The 25,345-nt window shown below is 61.5% G+C and carries 22 protein-coding genes; 4 read left to right on the top strand and 18 right to left on the bottom strand.

Going from position 1 to position 25,345, the window contains the following annotated elements; all coding sequences use genetic code 11:
- Window positions 1-160 precede the first annotated feature (160 nt).
- The gene (locus ACSMXN_RS18045; RefSeq protein WP_022913202.1) at window positions 161-703 is read right to left on the bottom strand and encodes a MarR family transcriptional regulator; all 543 of its coding nucleotides are present in this window, start codon (window positions 701-703) and stop codon (window positions 161-163) included.
- Between the two features lie 91 nt (window positions 704-794).
- Here ACSMXN_RS18045 and ACSMXN_RS18040 point away from each other — a divergent pair, with 91 nt between their 5' ends.
- A complete protein-coding gene (locus ACSMXN_RS18040; RefSeq protein WP_022913201.1) occupies window positions 795-2,057 on the top strand; it encodes an MFS transporter in 1,263 nt (420 codons plus the stop codon).
- Between the two features lie 36 nt (window positions 2,058-2,093).
- Here ACSMXN_RS18040 and ACSMXN_RS18035 read toward each other — a convergent pair whose 3' ends face one another.
- The 16 genes from ACSMXN_RS18035 to ACSMXN_RS17960 all read right to left on the bottom strand — a co-directional run bounded on the left by ACSMXN_RS18035 (window position 2,094) and on the right by ACSMXN_RS17960 (window position 19,795).
- Window positions 2,094-3,263, bottom strand: a complete 1,170-nt coding sequence (locus ACSMXN_RS18035) for a ricin-type beta-trefoil lectin domain protein (protein ID WP_455407615.1) — start codon at window positions 3,261-3,263, stop codon at window positions 2,094-2,096.
- Complete coding sequence (locus ACSMXN_RS18030) at window positions 3,155-3,607, bottom strand: hypothetical protein (RefSeq protein WP_455407614.1); 453 nt, start codon at window positions 3,605-3,607, stop codon at window positions 3,155-3,157. Before ACSMXN_RS18030 ends, ACSMXN_RS18035 begins: the two co-directional genes overlap by 109 nt.
- 80 nt (window positions 3,608-3,687) lie before the next feature.
- Window positions 3,688-4,338, bottom strand: coding sequence for a hypothetical protein (locus ACSMXN_RS18025; RefSeq protein ID WP_155958357.1), 651 nt, complete (start codon window positions 4,336-4,338; stop codon window positions 3,688-3,690).
- 8 nt (window positions 4,339-4,346) lie between these two features.
- Complete coding sequence (locus ACSMXN_RS18020; protein ID WP_022913198.1) at window positions 4,347-6,281, bottom strand: Ig domain-containing protein; 1,935 nt, start codon at window positions 6,279-6,281, stop codon at window positions 4,347-4,349.
- 70 nt (window positions 6,282-6,351) lie between these two features.
- A complete protein-coding gene (locus ACSMXN_RS18015; RefSeq protein ID WP_022913197.1) occupies window positions 6,352-7,014 on the bottom strand; it encodes a hypothetical protein in 663 nt (220 codons plus the stop codon).
- Complete coding sequence (locus tag ACSMXN_RS18010; RefSeq protein WP_022913196.1) at window positions 7,014-7,703, bottom strand: hypothetical protein; 690 nt, start codon at window positions 7,701-7,703, stop codon at window positions 7,014-7,016. The genes ACSMXN_RS18015 and ACSMXN_RS18010 overlap by 1 nt, the downstream gene beginning before the upstream one ends.
- Window positions 7,700-8,785: a type IV pilus assembly protein PilM gene (pilM, locus tag ACSMXN_RS18005; RefSeq protein ID WP_022913195.1), complete on the bottom strand. Its 1,086-nt coding sequence runs from the start codon at window positions 8,783-8,785 to the stop codon at window positions 7,700-7,702. The genes ACSMXN_RS18010 and pilM overlap by 4 nt, the downstream gene beginning before the upstream one ends.
- Before the next feature lie 34 nt (window positions 8,786-8,819).
- Complete coding sequence (locus ACSMXN_RS18000; protein WP_455407613.1) at window positions 8,820-9,152, bottom strand: hypothetical protein; 333 nt, start codon at window positions 9,150-9,152, stop codon at window positions 8,820-8,822.
- Window positions 9,153-9,187: 35 nt separating this feature from the next.
- Window positions 9,188-9,610: a prepilin peptidase gene (locus ACSMXN_RS17995; protein ID WP_455407612.1), complete on the bottom strand. Its 423-nt coding sequence runs from the start codon at window positions 9,608-9,610 to the stop codon at window positions 9,188-9,190.
- A gap of 199 nt (window positions 9,611-9,809) precedes the next feature.
- Entirely contained in the window at window positions 9,810-10,283 is a 474-nt protein-coding gene (locus ACSMXN_RS17990; protein WP_051148863.1) for a prepilin-type N-terminal cleavage/methylation domain-containing protein, read from the bottom strand.
- Window positions 10,284-10,505: 222 nt separating this feature from the next.
- Entirely contained in the window at window positions 10,506-11,732 is a 1,227-nt protein-coding gene (locus ACSMXN_RS17985; RefSeq protein WP_022913193.1) for a type II secretion system F family protein, read from the bottom strand.
- Window positions 11,733-11,736: 4 nt separating this feature from the next.
- On the bottom strand, window positions 11,737-12,846 hold the full coding sequence (locus tag ACSMXN_RS17980; RefSeq protein ID WP_022913192.1) for a type IV pilus twitching motility protein PilT: 1,110 nt from the start codon (window positions 12,844-12,846) through the stop codon (window positions 11,737-11,739).
- 96 nt (window positions 12,847-12,942) lie between these two features.
- Entirely contained in the window at window positions 12,943-14,613 is a 1,671-nt protein-coding gene (locus ACSMXN_RS17975) for an ATPase, T2SS/T4P/T4SS family (RefSeq protein WP_022913191.1), read from the bottom strand.
- 211 nt (window positions 14,614-14,824) lie between these two features.
- Window positions 14,825-18,316, bottom strand: coding sequence for an error-prone DNA polymerase (locus tag ACSMXN_RS17970; protein WP_022913190.1), 3,492 nt, complete (start codon window positions 18,314-18,316; stop codon window positions 14,825-14,827).
- A gap of 54 nt (window positions 18,317-18,370) precedes the next feature.
- Entirely contained in the window at window positions 18,371-18,967 is a 597-nt protein-coding gene (locus ACSMXN_RS17965; RefSeq protein WP_051148862.1) for a DUF2510 domain-containing protein, read from the bottom strand.
- Window positions 18,968-19,081: 114 nt separating this feature from the next.
- Window positions 19,082-19,795, bottom strand: coding sequence for a M50 family metallopeptidase (locus tag ACSMXN_RS17960; RefSeq protein WP_022913188.1), 714 nt, complete (start codon window positions 19,793-19,795; stop codon window positions 19,082-19,084).
- A 129-nt stretch (window positions 19,796-19,924) separates the two neighbouring features.
- Between ACSMXN_RS17960 and ACSMXN_RS17955 the strand changes: the two genes are divergently transcribed.
- Window positions 19,925-20,980, top strand: a complete 1,056-nt coding sequence (locus ACSMXN_RS17955; RefSeq protein ID WP_022913187.1) for a DUF4349 domain-containing protein — start codon at window positions 19,925-19,927, stop codon at window positions 20,978-20,980.
- A 17-nt stretch (window positions 20,981-20,997) separates the two neighbouring features.
- On the opposite strand, the gene ACSMXN_RS17950 is transcribed toward ACSMXN_RS17955, so the two are convergent.
- Entirely contained in the window at window positions 20,998-22,611 is a 1,614-nt protein-coding gene (locus ACSMXN_RS17950) for a helix-turn-helix domain-containing protein (RefSeq protein WP_022913186.1), read from the bottom strand.
- 81 nt (window positions 22,612-22,692) lie between these two features.
- Here ACSMXN_RS17950 and pruA point away from each other — a divergent pair, with 81 nt between their 5' ends.
- The gene (gene pruA, locus ACSMXN_RS17945) at window positions 22,693-24,399 is read left to right on the top strand and encodes an L-glutamate gamma-semialdehyde dehydrogenase (protein ID WP_022913185.1); all 1,707 of its coding nucleotides are present in this window, start codon (window positions 22,693-22,695) and stop codon (window positions 24,397-24,399) included.
- Between the two features lie 9 nt (window positions 24,400-24,408).
- Window positions 24,409-25,335 (top strand): proline dehydrogenase family protein, encoded by a 927-nt coding sequence (locus ACSMXN_RS17940; protein ID WP_027139410.1) that lies wholly within the window; start codon window positions 24,409-24,411, stop codon window positions 25,333-25,335.
- Window positions 25,336-25,345: the final 10 nt, after the last annotated feature.

Below are 25,345 nucleotides of genomic sequence, written 5' to 3'. Positions count from 1 at the left end.
GTTACTTGGCATCAATCATGGCACAACAGAGTTGAGCATTCAACTATTCCTCCAGGCATCGACATCGGGGGCCGATCGCGCTCACAGTTGGTATACCCACGCGGCGTCATGGCGACTCAGCGGTATACCAATCGTGGCGTACCAACCTCCCGGATCCGGATCAGGAGGACGGAAACCCGGCCAACAGTCGCTCGAGCAGGTCGGCCAGCTTGGCTTGGTCGTCTGGTTCGAGGGCGGCTAGTACTTCGGACTCTGCGACATCGGCATCAAGGATCGCCCGCTGAAAGAGGTCGCGGCCGGCGCGCGTCAGCTTCACCTTGCTCCGGGTTCGGTTTTCTTCGTCCACCGCGCGCTCGACGAGTCCGCGTTGGGCCATCAGATCCAACCGGTGGGTCATGGTCGAGGGGGAGACGCCGACAACATCTGCAAGCCGGGACGGAGTCGAGCACCCGTCGACGCCGGCATGAAAAGCAAGCTCCTGGAGGACGCCCCAGTCGCCGCGTTGTAGATCAAGATCGGCAAGTTGTGCGCGGTAGAAACCGTCCAATCTCTTGGTTATCCGCGCTAGGGCAGTGACGACTCGCTGGACGGTCTCGTCGGCGCCTGCCGCCGTGAATCCGGCAACGGCCGTCTCGTACTCGACCAACGCCGCCGACCGCTTTGGGCGCGGTCTCGGAGCCGGAATACCCGTCTGCTTCGCCATGTTGGACAGTGTACTATTACTTCGATATCGAACATTCGATTTCGAACTTACCTTGTCCAACAAGCCCAGCAAGACATCCTGAGGAGGCACTGTGCGTTCCGGTCTCGGGCGGACCCTCGTCCTACTAGCTGGTGGCGCACTTGCCACCGGGGGCTGGGGTGCCGTCTTCCCCTTCCTGTATGCCGATATTTCCGACGCGCGAGGGCTCGGGTCCGGTGTCGCTGCGGGCACTTTCACGGCATTCGCGGTCGGATCGATCGTTGCCGCGCCGCTGGCCGGCTGGCTGGCCGATCGGGCGAATCCGACCGTCGTGGCGGTGCTGGCGCGGCTTGGCCTTGCGCTGTTTACCGCGCTACTGGCGGTGGCGACCACGCCCGACGCCATCTTTCTGGTCGCGGCTGGCTTTGGCGCCGCGCTGGCGCTGGCCCAACCGGCTATCCAGGTGATGCTGCTCGCAAGAACGGCGCCAGAACAGCGGCGCGACGTCTTCGCCTGGCAATTCATCGCCATCAACCTCGCGGCGGCCGCTGGCGCGGCGCTCGGCGGCAGCCTGGTCGACCTGTCCAGCCAAGCTGCGATGCGGCCGGTCTACGTTGTCGCCGTCGTTGCCTCGCTCATCAGTGCTGTGGCCGTCGGGCTCGCCGGGCGTGGCGCGCACGCCGGTGTGCTGGCGAGTCAAGGTGCGGGCGAGACCGTGTCCTACCGCGACATCCTTGCCAAGCGCCCGGTCCGATGGCTGCTCGGCATCTCACTGTTGATCACGCTCGCCTGCTACGCGCAATACGATGCCGGACTGCCCGCCTACGTGCTGGACTCGACCACGGTTAGCCCAGCGCTGCTCGGGGCTGCGGTTGCGATGAACGCGATTCTCGTTGCCGCCCTGACTGGTCCGGTCGTTGCTTACACCCGCAAACGCCGAGGCACCTCGTTACTCGCCACTTGCGCAATGTTGTGGGTGGTGTGCTGGTTGATCTTCGGGTTACCGCTGATCATCTCCGGTTCCGACGGTGCCTTTGTGCTGATCGGTTTCCTCGCATTGTCCTTTGGCGAAACGATGATGGCGCCGATCCTGTCGCCACTGGCGGCGGCGCTTGCTCCTGAGGGCGCGGCCGGACGGACGATGGCAGCGGTCACCGGCGCCTCGACTGTTGCCACGGCTATTGGCCCGATCTTGTCCAGTGCGTTGTTGGGTATGCATCTGCCTGCCGGTTTCATCGCGATGCAGGTCATGTTCTGTCTGGCATCGGCTGCAGCCGCATTGAGGCTGCGTCGCATGATGCCCGCGGGCGCGCCGAACTACGCCTCGGTCCGGCAGGCTGATCGCCGGAATGAACTCGCGGTCAGCGCTGGGTAGCGAGGAGCGTCGGGGTAACTCCTAGCGCATCGCGGCCTACTTCTCGCCGGTGTTTTGCAGGTTTGGAATCTGGATGTTCGGATCGGCATTCCACTTCTGCAACAGGGAACCATCGCACGGCGCGACGACTGTCTTGTTATAGGCACCTTTGTATTGATCACTATTGGCGCTGAGCGACAGACACAGACTCGGCGATGACGAGTCGACGATGGTGTATTTCTTCGAGTACGGCAATTCCTTACCGCTTGAGTCCGCCGTTCCGTTATAGGTCCAAACAAGATTCGTCGGCGGAGTCCCGGTCGGGCAGGCGACGGTTCGTACATAACTGCCCGTGAGGCTATTTCCCGGGCTCTGCAGGCAGTAATTGTTGTTGTTCGTGTAGACGGTGACTATCTCGCCGGTGGAGTTGACAGAGAATTTCTGGTTCCACAGGACCTTTGCCGGATTCGGAGCCTGCTTGCATGGGTACGCGATGAGGTAGTTTCCCCCGCCGGGCTCTCCCGAGGTAGTCGCATCCGGGGTCTGGTTGGTGACGTCCAAGCAACGTCCGAACTGCTGGAAATTGACCAGTTGTGGCGGTGAATTTCCGTTCAAGGGCAGCCCTGCCGCCCCGGCGCCGACAGCGGGCTCCGGCACCCAGGTTTGGTTGATATCGAAGTTCCCACTGCAAGTCGCGAGTACGACGGGGCTCCCGACAGTGTTCGAATTCTGAATCTTGAAGCAGGACCCGTCGAGGGTCCCGGAGGTCGTGGCGCCTTGAAAGTTCGAGCTATCGTCAATACTCCACTGCTGCCGTGCGTTCGCTGGCGTCGTACAGGGCTGGAAAACTACGTTCGTTCCAAGAATGTGTGGCAGTGCGCCAGCATCCAGGCACATCGGGGGCGACGACGCTACTAGCTGTAAGGAAAGGTCGGAGTTGTACGCGAAAAGCTGCTGGCTTGTCTTCGGACTGGTACAGGCCTGCACTGTGAGCAGCGCGCCTGCACCCGGATTCTCCGACCCCGCATCCATGCACAGCGCCAGGGTGCCCGTGTGGTAAATGGGGATCTCGCCGCCGGCGATGTTCTGGTTGTCGGTCTTGAAGGTGTAGGTAGTGGTTAGGGTGCGGACGTTTGGCCCGGTGAACGCGCCGCTGGCAGAATCGGTCCAGTTGATTGCAGAAATGCGAAGTTCGGCACGTGCTGGGTCCCGAATCCTGGCACGCATCGAATGTCGTTCGCCGCAAGCCACGGGTCACCCTTGGCGGACGGATCGACGTCGTAATAACCGACGTAGACCTGATAGCGACCGCGGCCTGCGCTGGCGACCGACCCGGACTGTGGATTGTCTTTATAGCCGCCCGGGGTATCCGTGCAGGGAAGCTTTGAGGCCAAGCCGTCACCGGAGGCGTTGACCGCTGATCGAATCTCGCCTAGCACAATATCGAAGCCAGCTTGTGCGGCGTCCAGCGAATGCACTCTCGCGATGCTGACACGAGTCGCGGTGTTTTGGGTAATGATCATCGGGATCATCAGCGAGCTAACCGATAAGCCGATCAGTATCGTCAGCATGAGGAGGGGCAGTGAGCCGCGATCGTCGCCAGCTGTTGGTCGCCTTCGTGAGATCCAGCGACTGACGGTGCAATGAAGTCTCATGGTCGCGCAACCTCGGTGCAGACGTCGGTGGACGTCGTCGCCACCGTTGAATTGAGGGCGGTATAGGTGACCGCACTGACTGAGGTAGTCGGAGCATCGCCAGAACCGGACGACACTAGAAGCCGAACACCCAGTGTCTGATACGTGAAAGTAGCGCTCGGGGGGGTCAATACGAACGGAGGATTCGCGGCTCCCGGCAGCACGTTGCCGTTCGTCACGCCCGAGGCGAGCGGAATCCAGGACGTAATATTAGTCGCCGCACCGGCGCTGGTGACTGACCAGGTGCGCCGCTGAAGTTGTTTCGCACTAGGGTTAACACGAAACTGCGTGCACACCGTGGCGCCGGTGTTCGTCGTCTTAAGTTCGACATACCAACCGCCGTTCGTCGTAATTCCGGGCTGACTCACGGCCGCTGCGTAACGAACCTCCCGATCGAGGCGAACGAAAGCCTGATTGAGCTGTGTTGCGCTATCGGACAACGAGGTCACCTTGTTTATGGATCGGTACATGAGAGCGACGGACGTCGTGAAGATCGTCATGAAGACGGTCATAAGGGCCATCGCAGTAACAAGCTCGGCCATCGTGGTGCCGGCATCGCTGGTCCCATCGCGGAAGCGCCGCGCCAACCGATGAAGTTCGGCACGCATCTGGCTGATCATTGGATCTTCCAGGTGAACGAAATAGTTCTGGAGGCTCCGCCGGCGTCGGTGACGATCAGGCCGATCGTGTACGTCTTTGTGGTCGTAGACGACGTGATGGCTGCCGTGAGTGTGTTGCCGGTCAGAGTGAGCCATGTCGGCAACGATCCCGCTGGGTTGGCGGCCCAGGTGTATGGACCCGAGCCGCCGGTGGCGCTCAGGGTGACGGTCGGAGCGGACGTCCCGCTTCCGGGTCGGGTAGTAGTCTTGTTCGCTGGCGTGCTGGCCGCGAGGTTGGACCAGAGGAAGGTGTCGCTGCTGGTAACCCCTAGCGCATCTGTCCCCTTCATCGTGATAGAGAACGTGCCCGTAGCCGACGTCCCGGTGAGATGGCCAGCGCTTGTCAGATGGACGGTGCCGGACAGGGTGGACGTCGTGCTCCAGACGACTGATCCAGCGCCGCTTGTAGGTGTCGGCAAGGTGTAATCGGCCGCGCCAACAGCGATGTACTGGTCGGGTATGAGGCCCGCGACATTGAGCTTGGAATAGATCGTCCAGTTGAACGAGGTCGTCGCGGTGACGTTTTCCGCATCCTTGACAGAGACGTTGAAGTTCGTTGAGGTAGCCACGGTTGGGACGCCGGTGATCGTTCCGTTTTGGTTGAGAGTCATTCCTCCGGGCAAGGTGTCGCTGGTCCAGACGAGCGTGCCGCGGCCCCCCGAGTGGGGGATGGTGATGGTGTCGGACAGGCTTAGCTCGCTTGTTTGATCTGCAACAGTGCCGAGGGCTAGCCGATCAACGATGGGCCAGCTGAACGTGATGATGTTGGAGATGACCTTGGAGGCATCGGTCACGCTGACAGTCACGTTGCTGAACGTTCCACTGGTGGTGGGTTTGCCAGTGATCTTTCCGGTGCCGTCGATCGACAGTCCATCGGGTTGGTTGGCAAGTGACCAGGTGTACGGGGCAGTGCCGCCGGTCGCACTTATGGACAGGCTCTCAGACACCCCTACCTCGCCGGTCTGATTTCCGGGGCTGCTAACCACGGCTGGCGCAACAACGTTCCAGGTGAAGTTGGTACTTCCAGGATTGGTGAATGAGTCGGTCGCCGTTGCCGTGACGGTGTACGTGCCGACAGTCGTCGCGACTCCCGCGATCTTTCCTGCAGAGTCCATTACGAGACCAGGTGGCAATCCTGACGCTGACCACGCATACGGCGTCGCTCCGCCAGTAGCGGTGATCGTAAGGTTCGCCGTTCCACCGCGAGTGAGATTCTGCGTTCCGGGGCTGGATACGAGAGGCGGTGGGATGGGCGGCTGGTTGAGCTTGAACGTGGGTTCGGCTGTCGAGTTGATCAGGGCTGCCGTGACATAGGTGCAGGTGGAAGTCGGGCAGTGACTATCACTCCAGGTTGTCGCAACGATGATTCGCGCGTAGTCGACGACAGGGAGCGTGCCGGTTTTGGCGCACGTATTGGTCGTATCCCCGTTCGAGATCACACAGGTTCCGACGTAGTAACTGACGTTGTAGTTGATGTTTCCCAGGGTCTTGACTACCGGAACAGTTGGCAGCTCTGCACAGGCGCTCGCCGATGGGCAGGCGTTCTGTCCGGTGCCCGCAGCTGGCACCGGAGTGTCCGAGTCGTACGCGCGGTTCATGTCGGAAAGCCACGGTTGGACCACGGACGACGCTACCGTAAATTGTGCGTCCACGCTCGAGGCATCTCGGTTGTCCACGACCGCAGACGAGCTGAGGCTGTTGATGAATTCGACGGCGTCATCGGTCACCTGCACTGCCGCCTGGTACCCGCGTTGCGCATTCGTTCCGGTGACCGAGCTAACGAAGAATGTGGCCATCGCGGCCATGATGATGGTGATTATGGAGATGGTGAAGATCGTTTCAAGCAAGATAAAGCCGGAATCGCCGGTGGATGGCCGATCCGGCAGTGCCACCAAAGGCGGCTTCGCTGTGCGGCAAGTGCGTCCAAAGGAACGCTTCACGAGGTTCCTCATCGCACTAGCTCTACTTGGCTCCGACGGCAGCGGCAGACCGCGCCAAGGCTGCGATGGCAGCGTCGCTTTGCGGCGAGACGAAAGCCTGCAAGGTGATTGTCATAGTCGCACCGGCGTCGATCGATGATGTATTCCCGGTCCCGGAGGGGGCCAGCGTTACTGCCGTAACCAACACTCGTCGGGGTCCTACAGTTTGCAATGCGGCGAGGAATTGCTGCTGCCGGACGGCCGTGCCGTCGCTCACCAGCGTCATCGGGATGCTGAAGAGGCTTCCCACTGTCGCCCCGCTGGTACCGCTGGCCGCTCCCGCAGCCGCACCTGTCGCGACGGCAGGAGACCCTGCGGTAATGCTCACAACCTGAACAGAGGACGCCGCTGCCTGTGCTGCGAGTTGCCGCGTGAGTTCTGGCAGTCCACTATCCGTCGGCAAGGCCGCACGTGCTTCCTTGAGGGCGGCAGCGAGTGCGTTGATGTTTGCGTTGTCGGCTTTCAGCTTGCTCGTACGAGACTGCTGCACTGCGTTTTGGCTTTGTGCGTCCGCAGTTTGCCGCTTGAGGTCGTCGGTCTTACCCATTTGCGGGTGGATCGCAAAGAACCAGGCGACTGCGATCAGCACGACGGCTCCGGCAATACCGCCTAGCAACCAGTTGCGCTCCGCGACTGATCGAGGCATCACTTACCTCCGGCGGTGTGGTCGTAGCGATGGCTGAGAAGCTCATCGGTCATGGTGATCTGAATGTTGTAACTCGTCCCGCCATCGTCTGATCGGTTTGACGTTGGGAATGGCTGGGTGATTCCCTTCACGGTCGCGAGGTTGTCTACGAACGTGGAGACATCGGTGAGGCGGTGGCCAGTGCCGCTGAGTGTGACGGTGCCGATATGTTTGTGGCCGGATGAGTCCAACGGCGCGTTCGCACCTGTTCCACCGCTTGCATTTGTGCTCACTTGCAGGGTGACGCCTAGCTGATCAATCGTCATGCCGAGGGGCAGCTTCGCCCGAATGCCTGCGATCAGCTTTGGGAATTCAATGTCGTTGCCAAGTAAGGTCGCGACCTGGTTTTGCACCTGAGACACCTGACCCTGTATGGCGGTGACGCCAGAGTACTTGCGTTGCTCAATCTGCAGCTGCAATGTCTGCGCTTGGGCCGCGCTGAGCTTGCTCTGAGCGGAATGGCTTCCCACTTTCGCCATACCGTAGACGGCGAGGCACAGCACGAGAACTCCGCCGAGCACAATGATTACCATGCGGCGGATGACTCGAACGCGCCGTGCTTGGGTAACTTCGGGCGGCAACAGGTTGGCGACGATTCCCCAGCCTGGCATGGTGCTCCAGAGATCGCGCCCCTCGAGTACGACGGTCATGCTGCTGCCCCCATCGCGAGTCCAACGGATACGGCTGAGGCCGCCAGCTGCGCCTCTGGTGCCTTGGTGTCTTTGTTCGCCCAGCGATTTCGAATGTGCTGCATTGGTTCGATAAGGCTTGTCTCGATGGCGAGGTGCTCGCCCAGGGCGGCAGCGAAACCTGGCATCGACGAAGTGCCGCCGGTCAGCGAAACTCGTTGGATCTCGACGCCTGGGTTCGAGCTGCCAAAGTAATGGATGGAGCTCCGGATCTCAGCGAGCAAGGGTCGGATTCCCTCTGCGAGTAGATCAGAAACCTCACGATTCCCTTGCAAGAGACCTACCTGGGCTTTCGCCGCTTCTGCGTCGCCTGGGCTTAAGTTGGCACGATCGATCAATCGATCGCTGAGTTCCTGTCCACCACGAACGATGGTTCGTACGACTCTCGGAACACCGACGTTGTGGATGACGATATTCGTCAGGTGCGCCCCGATATCGACTACAGCTTCGACAGCCAGGTTTTCGTGGGCAATTGACCGCAGCGCCGCGAAGGTCGACAAGTCAACTCTGGCTACGTGTAGTCCCGCTCGTTCGGCCGCCTGAACCGCGGCCAGGACGGGCCCGCGGGGCGTGGCGACCAATAGTCCGGGGATGGTGTCCGTATCCGGATTGGGCGGCCCGAGCGGGGTGAAGTCGATCAGAGCCTGATCCAGCGGTATCGGAATGACCTCACGTGCCTGGTAGGGCAAGGCTTTTGCGCGTTGATCAGGCGATAGATTCGGCACAGCCAGATCGCGGACGATAACCTGTGCGTTCGTCACACCGAGAATGACGTTGCGGCACTCGAATCGATGTTCAGCCCAGATCTGCTTCAGCGCCCGCGTGACCGCTGCTTGGTCGTTCACGACGCCGTTCGTTACAGCACCCGGAGGCAGCCAGGCTTGACCGAGACCGTGTACTGATACCGCTGGGCGCCCCTCATGGGTGCCGTGACTTATTATTGCCGCCCGTACCGCCGTCGCACCGATGTCGATGCCGATCGTGTGACCGTCGGAGTTCGTGATGCCAACCTTGCCGGCGAGGCCGGTTTGACGATGTCTCATGTCTGCTCCCCAACCAGGGACCGGACCTGAGGGTTCAGGCTCCGGATACGAAATTCAGATAGAAATCGGAAAGTGGCGCCCCAAGGAATATCGCCAGCAAGGCTCCGCCGATCATGAATGGCCCGAACGGTATGGCCGTCTTGCGGTCGCCCCGTCCACTGGCCATTACGCCCACTCCAACGATGCCGCCGAGCAGAAATCCGGAGAACGCTCCCACGAGCAGCGTCGAGTAAGACAGGTAGCCGAGCAGGCCACCGATGAGACCAGCGAGTTTGACGTCGCCGTAGCCCATTCCGGCCGGATAGACAAACATCAGCAAGTAGTAGAAGGAGAAAAGCGCGATGCCGCCGATCGCCGCTCGAACCACTGCCGACGGCTCGTCGCGGACGACCGCAGCGATCGTCAGAGCAGGGCCAAGATCGGGTACGACGGTAAGACGATGGTGTTGGGTAGTCGATGCCAGTCGATGTCTATCAGAGCGAGCGCGATTGCTGCTGCGGTGAAGTACAGGAAGGCTGGCAGGGCCGCCAACTGATGGAGAGCGGCCAGCCGAACCGTCACGCAAATGAAGAGCGCCCCGCAGCCAAGTTCCACCAGTGGGTAGCGAACGCTGATCGGCACCGAGCAGTCGGCGCACCTGCCGCGCAGCACCAGCCAGCCGAGGACTGGAACGTTGTGCCGCGTGCGGATCGAATGATCGCACGAGGGACAGTGAGACGGCGGGCTGCTCAGTGATGCTGCTACCGGCACGCGGTGAATGACCACGTTGAGGAACGACCCGATCGCCAGACCCAATAGGGCGGCCGCGGCGAGAAGGACGGGCATCAGGAGAACCTTTCACCACGAGGGCAACGGGTTTGTGGGCGTCGCGAGGGGCAACCGAACGAGAGTAACCAACGTGCAGGGCCTGCGTACTGCTTTCGCTGACAGACATGGAAACTCCTTTCTGGTTCGGTTGTCTTGTGCTGCTGGGTGGGGGCGTCTGCCCCCACCCAGCCTTGTGCCTTACTCAGATTGATGCGGTTTACTTGACCTGACCGCCAGCTGTGCTGTTGTACGCGTAGCCCGGAGCAGCCTTGTTGCCGCCGCTGTTGTATCCGCTGATCGTGTATGCGACACAGGTCGCCGAGCCGGTGCAAGCCGTCGTCTCCGCCGCGTCGGTGTACACGTTGTAGGTGAGGGTTGTACCCGATGAGATATTGAGCTTGCCCGACGCACATCCGGCCGTGAAGGAATAGGCGTTTCCGCTCAGCGTGATCGGACCTACCGGGTAGTTGTTGCCGTTGTCGGTATAGCACTGCTCGATCGTCGCTACCGCAGCGCGGACGTCAGACTGAGCCGACTTGTCCTTTGCGCCTCGCTGGTAGTTCAGGTAGAGCGGGATGGCGATCGCGATCAGGATGCCGATGATCACGACCACGACCAGCAGCTCGATCAGGGTGAAGCCTTTGTCGCCTTCGGCGCGCTCCTCGCGGAGCTTGTTTAGCTTGTTGAGCATGAGAGCCTCCTGGCTCGGTAGGGGATATGGCTCTCGGCGGGAGCTGCCGATCTGCCTGGTGGGGCACGTTCACCCGTCAATTCGGCGTTAAAAACCGAAACCTGAGAGCGGATTAGCTTCATTTCGGCGATCTACATTTCGATCTGATAACGGTCAGTCTCAAAGGGTTTAAATCGGCTACGCGCTGTGAAAGTTGAGCACCGAGATTGTTGCGGAGGGTGATCAGCCCTGGATGTGCTGGTAGATGCTGAACATTGGCAAATACAGGCAGACGACCATTGTTCCAATGACGGCCCCCATGAGGACGACGAGCAGGGGTTCCATCGAGGACGCGAGGGCGTCCGTGGCTGTTTCGACTTCGTGATCGTAGAAATCGGCGACCTTGTCGAGCATTTCGGTGATCTGGCCGGTCTCTTCACCGACCTCGAGCATCTGCACCACCATTGGCGGGAAGATCGGGTTACGGCTCAGCGGGCCTGACATCTGCATGCCTACCCGTACCGCGGCGCTGACCTCGTCCATTGCCTCGGCGATCACCGCGTTGCCAGCGGTACCGCCGACAACATCCAGAGCTTGAATGATCGGCACGCCGACGCCGAGCAGCGTTCCCAAATTTCTGGCCCAGCGGCTAATAGCGAGTTTGGTGAAGAGCTTGCCGAAAATGGGTAATTTGAGTTTGATCTTGTCGGTACGAAGCCGAAACGGGTAGCTGTCTCGGACAGCACGGCGATACAGCTTCACCGTCACGAAGACACTTCCGATCACAAGTGGACCGACCCAATACATATTGTGCGAGAGGGTCACGATCAGCTGCGTGGGCAAGGGCAACTTGCCGCCAAGGTTCTTGAACATCTTTTCGAACACCGGGACGATGAAGATGATCACACCGGAACCGAGCAAGAGCGAAAAGATCAACACGATAACGGGATAGGTCATCGCACCCTTGATCTTCGCCCGTAGATTCGCGTCGGCCTCGTACATCTTGGCGACCCGGTCGAGCGCTCCGTCGAGAAAACCGCCGGTCTCACCGGCTTTGACCATGTTGATCATCAACGGTGGAAAGTGATCTGGGTGCTGAGCCATCGCGGTAGACAATCCCATGCCGCCCTGTACATCGGCGCGCACCTGCCCGACCGCCTGTTTGAACTTGGGCTTCTGAATCTGGTCTTCGAGAATGCCCAACGAACGCATGAGCGTCAGACCGGAGTTCGTCATCGAGGCGAACTGGCGCGAGAACACGGCGAGGTCTTTCAGCGTGGTGCGGCCGCCGAAACCAGGGATCTTGAGTTCAGCTTGCAATCCCGAGCCCGGGGCGGATATCTCCAGTGGCACCATCCGCTGCTCAACCAGGGAATTCGCGACTGCCTCTTTTGACTCGCCCTCGATCTTGCCCTTGAGCACGGCTCCGGTCGAGTCCAGAGCTTCAAAGGCGAATGTCTTGGTGGACATGGTTCTAACCCTTGGCCAGGCGCTTGAACTCGTTCTGCTCGTGACACAGTTCGAGTCCGGTGCTGTAGCTGATCAGCTGTGCTTTGTAGCGCTCGGCCAGGTGCTGGTCGAAGCTGATCATGCCGGCTTCAGCCGATGATTGCAGGAAGGACGGGATCTGGTGCGCCTTGCCCTCACGGATCAGGTTGCGGATTGCTGACGTCGCCGTCATGATCTCGCAGACGACGGTTCGTCCGCCGCCGTCGCGCCTCGGCACCAGAGCCTGTGTGACGACGCCCTGCAGGCAGTTGGCCAGCTGTGCCCGAATCTGTTGTTGCTGATGCGGCGGGTAGATATCGATGAGTCGGTCGACCGTCTGGGCTGCGGACTGGGTGTGCAGGGTTGCGAGCACGAGGTGCCCGGTCTCGGCAGCCGTGACCGCAACCGAAGTTGTTTCGAGATCGCGAAGCTCGCCAACCAAGATGATGTCTGGGTCTTGCCGCAGCACATGCTTCAACGCGGTAGGAAAGTCCTCGGTGTCGGACCCCACTTCGCGCTGGTTGACCACGCACTTCTTGTGGGTATGCAGATACTCGATCGGATCCTCGATGGTGACGATGTGACCCTGACGGGTGCTGTTGGCGACATCGAGCAGACTGGCAAGGGTTGTCGACTTACCCGATCCGGTCGGACCGGTGACGAGGACGAGACCACGCGGCAGACTGGCGAAAGCCTCTACCGAGTCCGGCATCCCGAGTTCGGCGAGGGATCGGATGTGATGGGGGATCGCCCGGAACGCCGCGCCGATGGCACTGCGCTGGCGGTATACGTTCACCCGGAATCGGCTCACACCAGGAATGGCATACGCGGTATCGCATTCCTGATGGGCAAGAAACTTCTCCCATTGCTCCTCGGTCAGTATCGAGCGCACCATGGCTTCGGTGTCGGCCGGTTCGAGGCGGGCCGTCCCGGGGATCGGGGCGAGGGCACCGTCGATGCGGGCGCACGGAGCGATGCCGGCCGTGATGTGCAGGTCGGAGGCGCCCTGGGTGATGACGAATCGCAGTAGGTCGTCCAGGCGAGCCTTGGACTCCCCGGGACTGTTGAGCGGTGTGACTGCGGCCAAGGGCTGCATTTTCGACCTCCGACTTGCGGTTATGTGTGAACGTGTATGTGCAGGTCCGCTTTTCAGCGCATATCGGCTGAGCCCGCGAGATCCTGAGAGTCGTGCTCAGACTGTGACGCGCAGGATCTCTTCCAAACTGGTCATTCCGGCGGCGACCTTGCGCAGGCCATCGTCGCGAAGGGTCACCATGCCTTCGGCCAGCGCGACCCTCGCCAGTTCGGTGGCCGGCGCGTGATCGACTGTCAGGCGCTCGATTTCTTCGCTGACCGGCATGACTTCGTTGACTGCCAGCCGGCCGCGATATCCCGTTTGTGCGCAGGATCTGCAGCCGATCGGTTTCCAGAGCTGATCGGGTAAATCGATTGTGTCTGCTGGCCACCGAGCACCGAGGAGTTCCTTTTCACCGGGCTCGTAAGCCTCTTTGCACCACTCGCAGAGGCGACGTGATAGCCGCTGAGCAAGGACGGCGTCCAGCGAAGATCCGACCAGAAAGGGCTCAATGCCCATCTCCACCAGGCGGGTCATGGCACTTGGAGCATCGTTGGTGTGCAGAGTCGACAAGACAAGGTGGCCGGTCAGCGCCGCTTCAACAGCAAGCTGCGCGGTTATCCGATCCCGGATCTCGCCGATCAGTACGATGTCGGGGTCAGATCGCAGTATCGCTGGTAGCACCGCAGCGAAGGTCAATCCGGCCTTGATGTTGACCTGTACCTGGTTGATGCCATCCATCCGGTATTCGACAGGATCCTCAACGGTAATCACGTTCACTTCGGGTCGTGCAATCTCGCCGAGGGTCGCGTACAAGGTGGTGGATTTTCCGGAGCCGGTCGGCCCGGTGACGAGCACCATTCCGTGTGGCTTGCGGAAGCTTCGTGAATACCGCTCGTAGTTGAAGTCGGTGAAACCGAGCTTCTTCAGTTCGAGATCGATGCCGCCGGTGTCCAGGATTCGCAGTACGACCTTCTCGCCCCACACTGTTGGCAGAGTCGCTGCACGCAGATCGACGTTGCGTGAGCCGAGTTCCATGGTGATGCGGCCGTTCTGCGGGACACGCCGTTCGGTGATGTCCAGTCCTGACATGATCTTCAGGCGAGAGATCAGTGCTGCCTGGATCCCCCGGGGCACCGAATCGACCTCGTGCAGAACGCCATCGATGCGCAAGCGAATCCGCAGATCGTGCTCGCTGGGTTCGAGATGGATGTCGGAGGCACGGCTGCTGATCGCGCGCTCCAACAGGGAGCTGACGAATCGGACGACAGGGGCGTCTTCGGAGGTAGACAGCGTTTCATTGGTCGAAGTCGAACTTTCGCTGACGATCTGCGCGGCGGCTTCGTCCAGGTCGGTGCTTTCCCGGGTATACCGATCCAGCAGTCGGGTGAGGTCGTCCTTGCTGGTGACGACCGGCTTGACGATCAGACCGGTCGCGGCCCGAATGTCATCCAGAGCAAGGACATCGCCGGGGTCAGCAACGGCTACGGTCACAACGGTGTCAGTCGCTGCGATGGGCAGCATCTGGTGCCGGCGAGCCAACTGGAGCGGGAGTCGGCTCATCGCGGAGGGATCTACCGGAAAGGTGGAGAGCTCGACGGCCTCCAGACCGTAGGCGTCGGCGACAGCGGAGGCGAGTTCGAACTCGGTGATGATCTGATCGTCTATCAGGACCGTTCGCAAGGGTCGGTTAGAGCGCTCGGCTGTTTCTATTGCTGCGGCGAGAACTTCTTCGTCGAGGCCGCGCTTGTTGAGCGCGACGACGATGGTCCGCAGGGCAGGATCCATCTGGGCCCCGAGCAGTTCTTGCGAATGTCTTGGCATCGAGCCTCCGAAAAATGGGGTGGTGGAGTCCTGCGGTCGGAATGGTCGGGGGAGCATTCCGACCCGCAGGCGCCACCTAGCCCCTCTTATCGGCAGGTACGGCGAGACTTGAGCTGTTTTTCGTAGCAGCAAGCGATGCGGAAGAAAAGCGACAGTAGCCGTGAGATGGCAGTTATTATCGAAAATCTCGCGATTTGGTACGGAGCCCCAGATCGAGTTTCTCGATCTTTTCCGCCGCTACGTTCGTAACCCCGTCGGCTCGCTCGAGCATGCCGCGAATGATCAGGCCGCCTGACTCTCTGGCCACCCGGCGATGTCGCTGCCAGATGGTCGGGTCGCAAATCACGTTGATCATGCCGAACTCGTCCTCGAGGTTTACGAACGTCACCCCGCGGGCCGTCGCTGGTCGCTGCCGGTGGGTGACGATGCCGGCGATAGTGACCCGGGTCTGATTGTCCAGCTGTTTGAGTCGATCAGATGGTGTGACTCCCAGCGCAGTCAGCCGATCCCGAATCATCGCAGTTGGGTAGCGGTCTCGAGTTATTCCGGTTGCCCACAGATCGGCCATCAGCTGTTCCGGTTCGGTCATCTCCGGCAAGGTCGGAATCTGTTCTTCAGAGCTGGACACCAGATCCAGCTGGCCGGGGCGAAAATCTGCGGCAGCCCCTGCCGCCCACAGGGCTTCACGCCGGGTCGTACCGAAATCCTCGAACGCCCCCGACGTGGCCAGCGTCTCGAGTTGTTCAGCGCGAAGCCCGATTCGACGGGACAGATCGGTCATGCTCAGGTACGGACCAGCTACCTGCCTATCGGCCACGATTCGAGCGGCGAGATCATCGCCGATGCCTCGGACGCTCGACAACCCGAGCCGGACAGCCGGTTGGTCAGGGCCTGGGCCATCGTATGAGCCCTGACCCTTGGCGGGTTCCAGGCCGGCCGCGGCCAACGAATGATTGATGCTCGGCCCGCATACGCTCACGCCGTGTCGCTTGGCATCATGCACCAGCGATTGTGGTGAGTAGAAACCCATCGGTTGAGCATTGAGCAATGCAGCGCAAAATGCGGCCGGATGATAAAGCTTCAACCAAGACGAGGCATAGACCAGGAAAGCGAAGCTGATCGAGTGGCTTTCAGCGAAGCCGAAGGCAGCGAATGCCTTTATTTTCTCGAAGATATCGTCAGCAGACTGCCCGATGATGCCATTGGCTTCCATGCCGTCATACAGCCGAGCGCGCAGACCCTCCATCTTCTCGCTGCTACGTTTTGAACCCATCGCGCGCCGCACCTGATCAGCTTCGGCGGCGGTGCAGCCGGCCGCGTCGATGGCCAGTTGCATCAACTGCTCCTGGAACAACGGGATTCCGAGGGTCTTTTCCAACGCAGCTTCGAGCTTGGGATGTGGGTAAGTTACTTCTTCGTGTCCGTTTTTTCGGCGAATATAAGGGTGAACCGAGTTCCCCTGAATCGGCCCAGGGCGGATCAGGGCGATTTCAATGACCAGATCGTAGAACTTTCTCGGTTTAAGTCTCGGCAGGGTCGCCATCTGTGCTCTCGATTCGACCTGAAAAACCCCGATCGTGTCGGCAGCGCACAACATGTCATAAACCAACGGGTCTTCTGGCGGAATCTGATGCAAGCCGTACTTCTGCCCGAACCATTCCTCGATGAAGTCGAAACAATACTTCAACGCCGACAGCATGCCCAGGCCCAGCAAATCGAACTTCACCAGACCGGTCGCTGCGCAGTCGTCCTTGTCCCACTGCAAAACAGTGCGGTCGGCCATCCGCCCCCACTCGACCGGGCACACTTCAATCACCGGACGATCGCAGATCACCATGCCGCCGGAGTGAATGCCCAGGTGTCGAGGAGCATTCTGAAGTTGTTCGGCTAGATCGAGTACACGTTCGGGCACCGCATCGACATCTTCGGATTCACGCAGTGTCTCGGCGGTATCGGTCCAGTAGTAACCGTGGTCGATCTGTTTGCTCCAGGCGTCCTGCTGGCCTTGGGCATAGCCGAAGGCCTTGGCGATATCGCGCACGGCGGAGCGAGGGCGGTAGGTGATCACATTCGCGACTTGCGCGGCATGCTGACGACCGTGTTTGGCATAGACATGCTGGATAACCTCTTCGCGACGGTCTGATTCGATGTCGATGTCGATATCGGGTGGGCCGTCTCGCTCAGGCGCAAGGAACCGCTCGAAGAGCAAGCCATACCGGACGGAGTCGACCGCCGTGATACCGAGGGCATAGCAGACCGCGGAATTCGCTGCGCTGCCTCGGCCTTGGCAGAGAATCCCGCGGGCAGCACAGAACTGAGTAAGTTCCCAGACCACTAGAAAGTAGCCGGGAAACCCGAGATCTTCGATGATGCGAAGCTCGTGCTCGATCTGAACGTAAGCGCGTTGAACTCTTGCCTCGGTGCTATCACGCGGGCCGTACCGCTCAGCAGCGCCGGCGTAGGAAAGCTCGCGCAGGTAGGTCATTTCGGTGTGCCCGACAGGAACCTCGAATGGGGGCAGGTTCGGCGCGATGAGTTTGAGCGGAAAGGAGAGTTCTTTGCCCAGCCGGGCAGCGTTGGCCACGGCGACGGGGTAATAGCGGAATCTGTCGGCCATCTCCGCGCCTGACCTGAGATGCTGGGAGGCCCAAGCAGGCAACCAGCCATCAATCGCATCAAGGCTGGTGCGGGCGCGGACAGCAGCGACCGCGGTGGCAAGTTGCCGGTTGCGAGGGGCGGCGTAATGCGCTGCAGTGCTAGCGATCAGATCGAGTCGTTGCTCGTCGGCCAGTTGCGCGAGGGCGGCATAGCGTTCATCAGCCAGTGGATCCAGCGCATGAGTGAGTTCAACGACGACATTGTCGCGGCCGAACCGATCGGTGAGCTCGTGAAGCGCGATCCGCGCCGCGTCGAGTGCAAACGTGGAGCTGCCCGCTGAACTGGTTGAAACCCCGCCATCAGTACCGCCGAACAGCGCCTGCGGCACTGCACCTTTTCGGCAACCGGTGAGGATCAGCCAGTTGTCATTTGATAATTCAGCCAGTTCGTCCAGTTGATATACCGGTCGGCCTTTTGCGCCACCTCGCAGCTGCGCTTGGCTGATCGCTCGGCAGAGGCTGGCATAGCCGGCCGGGTTGCGAGCCAGCACCAGTAGGTGTGAGCCAGGCGGGTCTGGTACCCCGACCCTGGCGGCGATGGAACGCTCGGCCTGAGTACTGGGCATCGGTATATCGGTATTGAGCTCGGCGCCGAAGACAGTGGGCAGACCGAATGCTTCTGCGGCTTCGGCGAACCGGGCAACCCCGTACATGCCGTCGTGGTCGGTGATGGCAAGTGATTCAAGGCCGAGTGAGACAGCTTCTTCAACGAGTTGTTCGGGGTCTGAGGAGCCATCGAGGAAGGAGAACGAGGAATGGCTGTGCAGCTCTGCATAAGGGACGTGGGCCGAAGCGGCCAGCTCTGAACGGGCTAGTGCCGGCGGCTGGTAGGCGGGGCGTTTTCGACTCCAGGCGGGGGAGTCACCGCCGTCACCGGGCAGCTCTTGGCCATGCCCCCGCCTTGACCTGCCCGGCTCTGAGTCATCCGACCTGGGGGAGTTGTGATCAGGGCGCCCCGATAGCCGGCGCTCCAGCTCGCGCCACGGAATGATCGGATTCCCGAAACCCACACCCCAGTATCGAACATGCGTTCTAATAACGCAACTTCGCCCGACCCGCAGTTCTCAGGCGAGCAGCACGACCGCAGCGAGGACGGCCACCACCGAGACGACCGCAGCAATCGGCGCCAGCGGCTCTTTGGCCCGAAATGCTCGCACTGTGAACAAGATCGGGAGGATGCCAATCAGCACGATGTGTACCGCGAACGCGAGCACGACATACAGTGCCGCCACCCCGAACGTGATCGCCGTGTATCGGTTCCGCTGGAAGATGGTTGGTGCCTGGTTCGAGGCGGAATAGGCCCCCATCGGCTGGCTGTACTGGGGCTGGCTGTACTGGGGTTGGCCGTACTGGGGTTGGCCGTACTGGGGTTGGCCGTACTGGGGTTGGCCGTACTGGGGTTGGCCGTACAGGGGTTGGCCGGACGCTGCCTGGCCGTGCTGGGGCTGACCGTACTGGGGCTGGCCGGACGCTGCCTGACCGTACTGGGGCTGGCCGGACGCTGCCTGGCCGTACTGGGGCTGGCCGTACTGGGGCTGGGCATAGCCACTACCCAGGGGAGGGGCAGGTTGAACGGAATCTGTCCACTGGGCGCCGTCCCACCATCGTTGGCCGGTTGCCCCGTACGGATCCGGGTACCATCCAGCGGCAACCTCAGTCACGATTTCCCCTTGCTTTGATGCGCCGTCGACGACTGTCGGAAGCGACTCCAATTCTATTCGGATGGTACGGGCGCTTTATGAGCACAACGACAGAACAGGCGCCAGTGCTGCCGCTCACGTCGGAGTCGCGATCAACCAGTAGCCGCCGAGCGCGAGCGCGCCAAGGGTCGCTGCCAGAAAGACCGCTACCCAGACCAGGCCGGGAAGCCTCGTCAATCTGGCCAGCTGATCGGCATCGGACGCCTGTGCACCGCGTCGCCGACGTTTGGCTTGTAGCTCCACTACCGGCCGAGGTGCAGCGAATAGCAGGAACCATGCGATCAGATAGGCAAAGCCCGACTGCCAGCGTTCCGGCAGCCACCATGACACGCTGAACACTGCGACACCGGTCACCAGGACGGACCACAATCCGAACCAGTTGCGAATCTGCAACAACAACAGGGCCAACAGCAATAGAGAGATCCAGAGCACGGCAACCGCGCGGTGGGCCGCCAAAAGGGCCGCCGCGCCAAGACCAAATAGCGCCGGGCCCGGATAGCCTGCCAAAAAAGTGAGCACCATACCCGGACCCCGCGGTTTGCCCTTCGACACTGTGAGGCCCGAAGTATCGGAGTGCAACCGGATGCCGGCAAGCCTCCTGCCGGTGGCCAACGCAGCGACCGCGTGGGCACCCTCGTGCGCGATAGTGACCAGGTGGCGCGTGACCGCCCAGACTGGTCGGGGGATCACCAGGAGCAGCGCCACCGCACCAGCGCCGAGCACCGCGCTCGTACTCGGTGGCGTCTGTTGTCCGATCACCCGTTGCCAGACCTGCTGAACGACGTCCACCGCCGCAGCATGCCAGCTCTCCCCTTGAGCACAGTGAGCACCGTGAGCACCGTGAGCGCGGGTCCGGACCTGATTATTACAAGTTGATCTCGGCGGCAACACGGTCGAGTCCTCGTCCCATCTGCTCTGGTGACGGACCAACCGGTCTGGCGTGAGTTGAAAGCAGGGTCAGCCGTGCGCACCGAGCAGACGTTCCGCAGAACCGGACACCGCGTCGCGGTGTTGATCACCGTCGTCATCCTGACCTTGCTTGCGGTGAGCGGCTGTACGTCGCCGAGGCATGCCTCGAGTTCGTCTGGAGCCGAGTCATCCGCCGCCGTGGCTGATGGGCCGGCGCAGGTGGCCGACGGCGACGCGGCTGCGGGTGCCAACGCGGCCGCCGGTGGCGGTGCGACCCCCGAGGTGGCTCCGTCTGCAGCTATGGGTGCGCCCGCGAAGGTGCCCGCTAAAGCTGGAACACCTTTGCAGCAGGAAGATTTCGTTCGCACGGCTGCGGTCGATGTGCAGGTACAGGATGTCGATCACGCCGCCGGGATGATTCTTGCGGCAGCCGCTCGGGTTACCGCACAGGTCAGCGGCGACCAACGTTCGAGTTCGGGCGACGAGCGAAATGCCACGCTCGTGCTGCGGGTGCCGCCTGCCAGGCTCGACGGACTCATCGCTTATGCCGTGACAGTTGGCAAGGAGCTCGACCGGACGGTGAATGGCGAGGACGTGACGGCCGCGCATGCCGACGTCAACGCACGGGTAAAGGAACTCACGATCAGTGTCGGAAGGTTGCAGAACTTTCTGAAGGACTCCGGATCGATCGGCGACCTCGTCGCGTTGGAGAGCCAACTCACTCAGCGTGAAGCCGAACTCGCCTCGACCGTTGCTCAGCAGCGCGCGCTTGAGAATCAGATTGCCATAGCCACCTTGACGATCCAGCTGAAGGGTAAGGCAGTCGCGCCCATCATTGCTGGACACAACCCATCCGGATTCGCCACGGCCATCGGCAATGGATGGCATGGACTCACAGTCGGGTTCCGCTGGATCGCGGCTGTCCTGGGTTATGCATTGCCGTTCCTATTGCTGCTGGCACTTGTCTTGGTCCCGATGGTGCTTGTCCAGCGTCGACGCAAAATGGCTGATCGAAAGACTCCGTCAGCTGACCTGATCGCCCCCACCGGTCCCGAAGTTGGCTAGTTTCTGACAATGCTTGGCTAATCGTGGTTGGGCGCTCCTGTGGCTAGAGCATTGCGGAGCTGCAAATGCGCCGCCAGCCGCTGATCGGCATCGTCGAGATTGAGCCCGGCCAATTCCTGGGCGCGACGTAATCGGTAGCGAACCGTCGTGACGTGTACGCGCAGTGCCGCCGCAGTCGGCGCCACTTGTGAGCTGCGCTCCAGGTAGAGCAGGACGGTCTCGGCCAGCTCCGGTTCGTCGACCAATAGTTCCGCCAGCCCAGGGCTTTGCAACTCCTTGCGCTGGGCCAAGGCCTGCACCGCAGCCGCCACCGCCAGACTCGGTCTAGCCTGCTCGAAAAGAGTCACGCCGCCTTGCGCCGCCCTGGAGTAACCGATGCTGTCCAGGGCGAGGTCGGCGCCGCGACGCGAGTACGCCGAGTGAGCCACGGTTTCGGAGACGGGCCCGACCGCGCAGCTGACAGTAGGGCGAAGGTGCTGACGGGCAGCGAGGACGGCGGCTTGCAGACCCGGCACGATGGCTTCTGTCGCACTCAACGATGGAAGCAGTACATAGACTCTGCCGTCGATGATCTCGGTTACGGCGTTACGCCTGATAGCTGCTGCGTGAACGGCAACGATACCTGCCAGCTCGTCCAGTTCCAGGCGTTGTTCAGTGCGGTCGCGGATGTTGCCACCGAGCTCGAATACCGCTATAGCACATGGCTGTTGCTGAGCCCGGTTCGAGATGGACGGCATGGCCGACGACCGGCCTGACAGCAGTGCCGCCAGCGGCCGGAACGAACCGGTCGGATCCTTGTCGGAGACGGTCTGCCGACCAGCGACAAGTTGAGTCGCAGTGACCCGGGCCGCACCGAGCAAGGCCTGCGCGGCGTGTGGCGGAAAGTCTTGCGCTCCCTGTTGAACCCAGATCGTGCCCAGCTGCCGCTTGCCGGCAAAAATTCCGACCGCGAGCCGTCGCCGCACTCCGGACTCAGGGTGTTCTGCTATCTCGACAACCTCTTCCGCTGCCGCGAGCCGGTCGTAGATACCCCATTGCCTTAGCAAGGCAAGGTATTCGGGCGGCCCACTGCGCCCGAGAATCGATAGTCGACGCAGTTCGTCCACCTCATCGCTGGACCGGGAATAGGCCAGTACCCGCGACGAAGTGTCTTCGATCGTGACGAGACCGCCGGTGAGCGTTGCGATCGTTTGCGCGAGGTCCGACAGCTCATCGTCCGAGGCCAGCCGTGGCGCGAGCGACTCGGATAAGACGCGATGAGCCTCGGACCAGGTCAGATCCTCCGGCAGCCAATACAGCGGTACTGCTAGATCGGCGGTAAGTCTTTCGGCGGCCGCCCTCAGCTGAACCGAGGGCGGCTTGCGCAGCACGATGCCGGCGCCGCCGCGGGCCGCCTCCGCCAGTTGTTGGAAGGCGGACCACTCGTCGCTGCGGAGATCTACCACCTCGATCCCCATGCCGAGGACGAGCTCGCCCTCGCCGGTGGGATGGTTCACGAGCGTCTCGCCAGCACCCAGAACGGTCAGCGAGCGTGCCAGAGGCGGATTCTCGAGCGAAAGATCGGCGGCCCACGGCGACGCAGCTGAATGCGAGGTTGCCGCTAACGAGGTGCTCAGATCAGAGGATGTCACACCGTTGATATTATCGGATTAGAGCAGTTTTGCGGGTGTGTAGCGGCCTAGCGTTGGGCGTAGCCGACCCGAGGAGACACCATGGACGCCGTCAGCCAGATTCCCGCACCACGGAACGAGCCCGTACTCGACTACACGCCCGGTTCTTCGGAAAGGTCCGCACTCGTCGCGCAGCTCACCGAACTGAGCGGCATCCGGCACCAGCTCACCTGCACGATCGCTGGGCAGCAGCGGATGGGTGGTGGCGAGCGTGGCACCGTCGTTCAACCGCACAAGCATTCGCACGTGCTGGGCGACTATGCCGAAGCCACCGGTGCAGATGCGTCGGACGCCATTGATGCCGCATTGGCGGCCGCGCCGGCGTGGCGAGCAATGTCCTATGACGACCGCGCAGCGATATTCCTGCGCGCGGCCGATCTGCTCGCCGGCCCATGGCGCGCCACTCTGAATGCAGCGACCATGCTCGGCCAGTCGAAAACGGCCATTCAGGCCGAGATCGACTCTGCCTGCGAGCTGATCGATTTCTGGCGGTTCAATGTTGCGTTCGGCCGACAGGTGTTGGCAGAGCAGCCGGTGTCTTCGCCAGGTGTCTGGAATCGCTTGGACCATCGCCCGCTGGAAGGTTTCGTCTATGCCATAACGCCTTTCAACTTCACCGCGATCGCGGGTAACCTGCCTACCGCGCCCGCCCTGATGGGTAACGTCGTTCTTTGGAAACCATCTGAAACCCAGTTGCTCGCCGCCGAGTTCACTATGCGGCTACTGGAGGCCGCAGGCCTTCCCGACGGCGTCATCAACCTGCTGACCGGCGACGGAAGGGCAGTGTCGGACGTCGTATTGACCCATCGCGATCTTGCCGGGATTCACTTCACCGGATCAACGGCGACTTTCCAACATCTGTACAAGACGGTCGGTGCCAATATCTCCGCGTTTCGAACGTACCCGCGGTTGGTTGGGGAGACCGGCGGCAAGGATTTCGTCCTGGCCCATCCCTCAGCGGATATCGATGTACTGCGGACTGCGCTGGTACGAGGGGCATTCGAGTATCAGGGCCAGAAATGCTCGGCAGCGTCCAGGGCGTACGTCCCCGCCTCGATCTGGCAGGAGTTGTCCGCAGGCCTGGCCGCTGAAACCGAGGCCCTGACGCAGGGCGATGTCAGCGACCTGACGAACTTTCTCGGCGCGGTCATCGATCGACGGGCCTTCGATCGGCTCGCCACCGTGCTCGATGATGCCAAGTCCGATCCTGCTATCCAGGTGTTGGCGGGCGGAACGGCTGACGACAGTGAAGGATTTTTCGTCAGACCCACAATTCTGGTGTCTACCGATCCCAATCACAAGATCTTTTCAACCGAGTACTTCGGCCCAATCCTGTCGGTCTACGTCTATGACGACGGCGCGGACGCCGACGCGGCCGAGGTCAGCTTCGACGCCATTCTCGATCTCGTCGATCAAGCGGCCCCGTACGGACTTACCGGATCGATTGTGGCCAAGGACCGCGCGGCAGTCGCAAAAGCCACTGACCGACTCCGGTTCACGGCAGGCAATTTCTACATCAACGACAAGCCAACCGGCGCTGTGGTAGGCCAGCAACCCTTCGGCGGTTCGCGCGCCTCCGGAACCAACGACAAGGCCGGCTCGATCTTGAACCTGCAGCGCTGGGTATCTCCTCGCGCGATCAAAGAGACGTTCGTAGCGGCAACAACGGTTGGCTACCCCCATCAGGGCACTGGCGACGGGCACCGCGATGGACACCGCGACGGACACCGCGACGTTGCGGGGGAATGAGCGATGACCCTGCTTCGTGAACCGCTGCTCGCGGCTGCGCGCTCGCCGCGGTTACGCAGCGTCGCTGAGAAATCCCGACTGACTCGTCCGGTAGTCGATCGGTTCGTTGCTGGGCCGAAAGAGCCCGATGCTTTGAGAGCGACCCGCGAGTTGGTGAATTCTGGGCTGCGAGTCACGTTGGATTTTCTGGGTGAAGACACCAGTTCGCGCAAACAAGCAGATCAGACGGTCAGCGCCTATGTCTCGATCTTGTCTGCGCTCGCGAGCCAGCAGTTGGCCGGCCAAACCGAGGTGTCGGTCAAGTTGTCTGCGATTGGTCAGTCGCTGCCGGGTGATGGCGCCCAGATAGCTCTCGACGGTGCTCGAGCGATCTGCGTGGCAGCACAGGCTGCCGGGACGACCGTGACCATTGATATGGAAGATCACACCACGACCGACTCAACCCTCGGCATCGTCACCGAATTGCGTCAGGACTTCGGTTGGGTGGGCACCGTGCTGCAGGCCTATTTGAAACGGACCGAGAGCGATTGTCGCGACCTTGCAACTAGTGGTTCGCGCATCCGGTTGTGCAAGGGCGCCTACGCGGAGCCACCGTCGGTCGCTTATGTCTCAGATGCGGTGGAGCAGTCCTATGTTCGTTGCCTGAACGTTCTGATGGCCGGCGATGGTTACCCAATGATCGCCACGCACGATCCCCTGATGATTGCCGCGGCGCATACCGCCGTCGAAGAACATCGCCGCAGCGCAGATTCATTCGAGTTTCAAATGCTGTACGGGATTCGGCCGGAGGAGCAGCAGGCCATTGCCGCCGAGGGCTATCAGATGCGCGTCTACGTTCCCTACGGCGACGAGTGGTATGGCTACTTCATGCGGCGGCTTGCGGAGCGACCCGCCAACCTCGCGTTCTTCCTTCGCTCGCTCACCTCGAAGAAGTAGCGATTGACCT

Source organism: Parajatrophihabitans canadensis, assembly GCF_053764775.1.
The sequence above is the reverse complement of the archived record's forward strand: the minus strand, read 5'-3'. Positions and strand labels throughout refer to the sequence as shown.

What these genes read in the sequence shown, in the direction of transcription:
- ACSMXN_RS18045 (WP_022913202.1), bottom strand. Translation starts at nt 703, where the DNA reads ATGGCGAAGCAGACGGGTATTCCGGCTCCGAGACCGCGCCCAAAGCGG.
- ACSMXN_RS18035 (WP_455407615.1), bottom strand. Translation starts at nt 3,263, where the DNA reads ATGCGTGCCAGGATTCGGGACCCAGCACGTGCCGAACTTCGCATTTCT.
- ACSMXN_RS18030 (WP_455407614.1), bottom strand. Translation starts at nt 3,607, where the DNA reads ATGCTGACGATACTGATCGGCTTATCGGTTAGCTCGCTGATGATCCCG.
- ACSMXN_RS18025 (WP_155958357.1), bottom strand. Translation starts at nt 4,338, where the DNA reads ATGCGTGCCGAACTTCATCGGTTGGCGCGGCGCTTCCGCGATGGGACC.
- ACSMXN_RS18015 (WP_022913197.1), bottom strand. Translation starts at nt 7,014, where the DNA reads ATGCCTCGATCAGTCGCGGAGCGCAACTGGTTGCTAGGCGGTATTGCC.
- ACSMXN_RS18010 (WP_022913196.1), bottom strand. Translation starts at nt 7,703, where the DNA reads ATGACCGTCGTACTCGAGGGGCGCGATCTCTGGAGCACCATGCCAGGC.
- pilM (WP_022913195.1), bottom strand. Translation starts at nt 8,785, where the DNA reads ATGAGACATCGTCAAACCGGCCTCGCCGGCAAGGTTGGCATCACGAAC.
- ACSMXN_RS17995 (WP_455407612.1), bottom strand. Translation starts at nt 9,610, where the DNA reads ATGCCCGTCCTTCTCGCCGCGGCCGCCCTATTGGGTCTGGCGATCGGG.
- ACSMXN_RS17990 (WP_051148863.1), bottom strand. Translation starts at nt 10,283, where the DNA reads ATGCTCAACAAGCTAAACAAGCTCCGCGAGGAGCGCGCCGAAGGCGAC.
- ACSMXN_RS17985 (WP_022913193.1), bottom strand. Translation starts at nt 11,732, where the DNA reads ATGTCCACCAAGACATTCGCCTTTGAAGCTCTGGACTCGACCGGAGCC.
- ACSMXN_RS17980 (WP_022913192.1), bottom strand. Translation starts at nt 12,846, where the DNA reads ATGCAGCCCTTGGCCGCAGTCACACCGCTCAACAGTCCCGGGGAGTCC.
- ACSMXN_RS17975 (WP_022913191.1), bottom strand. Translation starts at nt 14,613, where the DNA reads ATGGATCCTGCCCTGCGGACCATCGTCGTCGCGCTCAACAAGCGCGGC.
- pruA (WP_022913185.1), top strand. Translation starts at nt 22,693, where the DNA reads ATGGACGCCGTCAGCCAGATTCCCGCACCACGGAACGAGCCCGTACTC.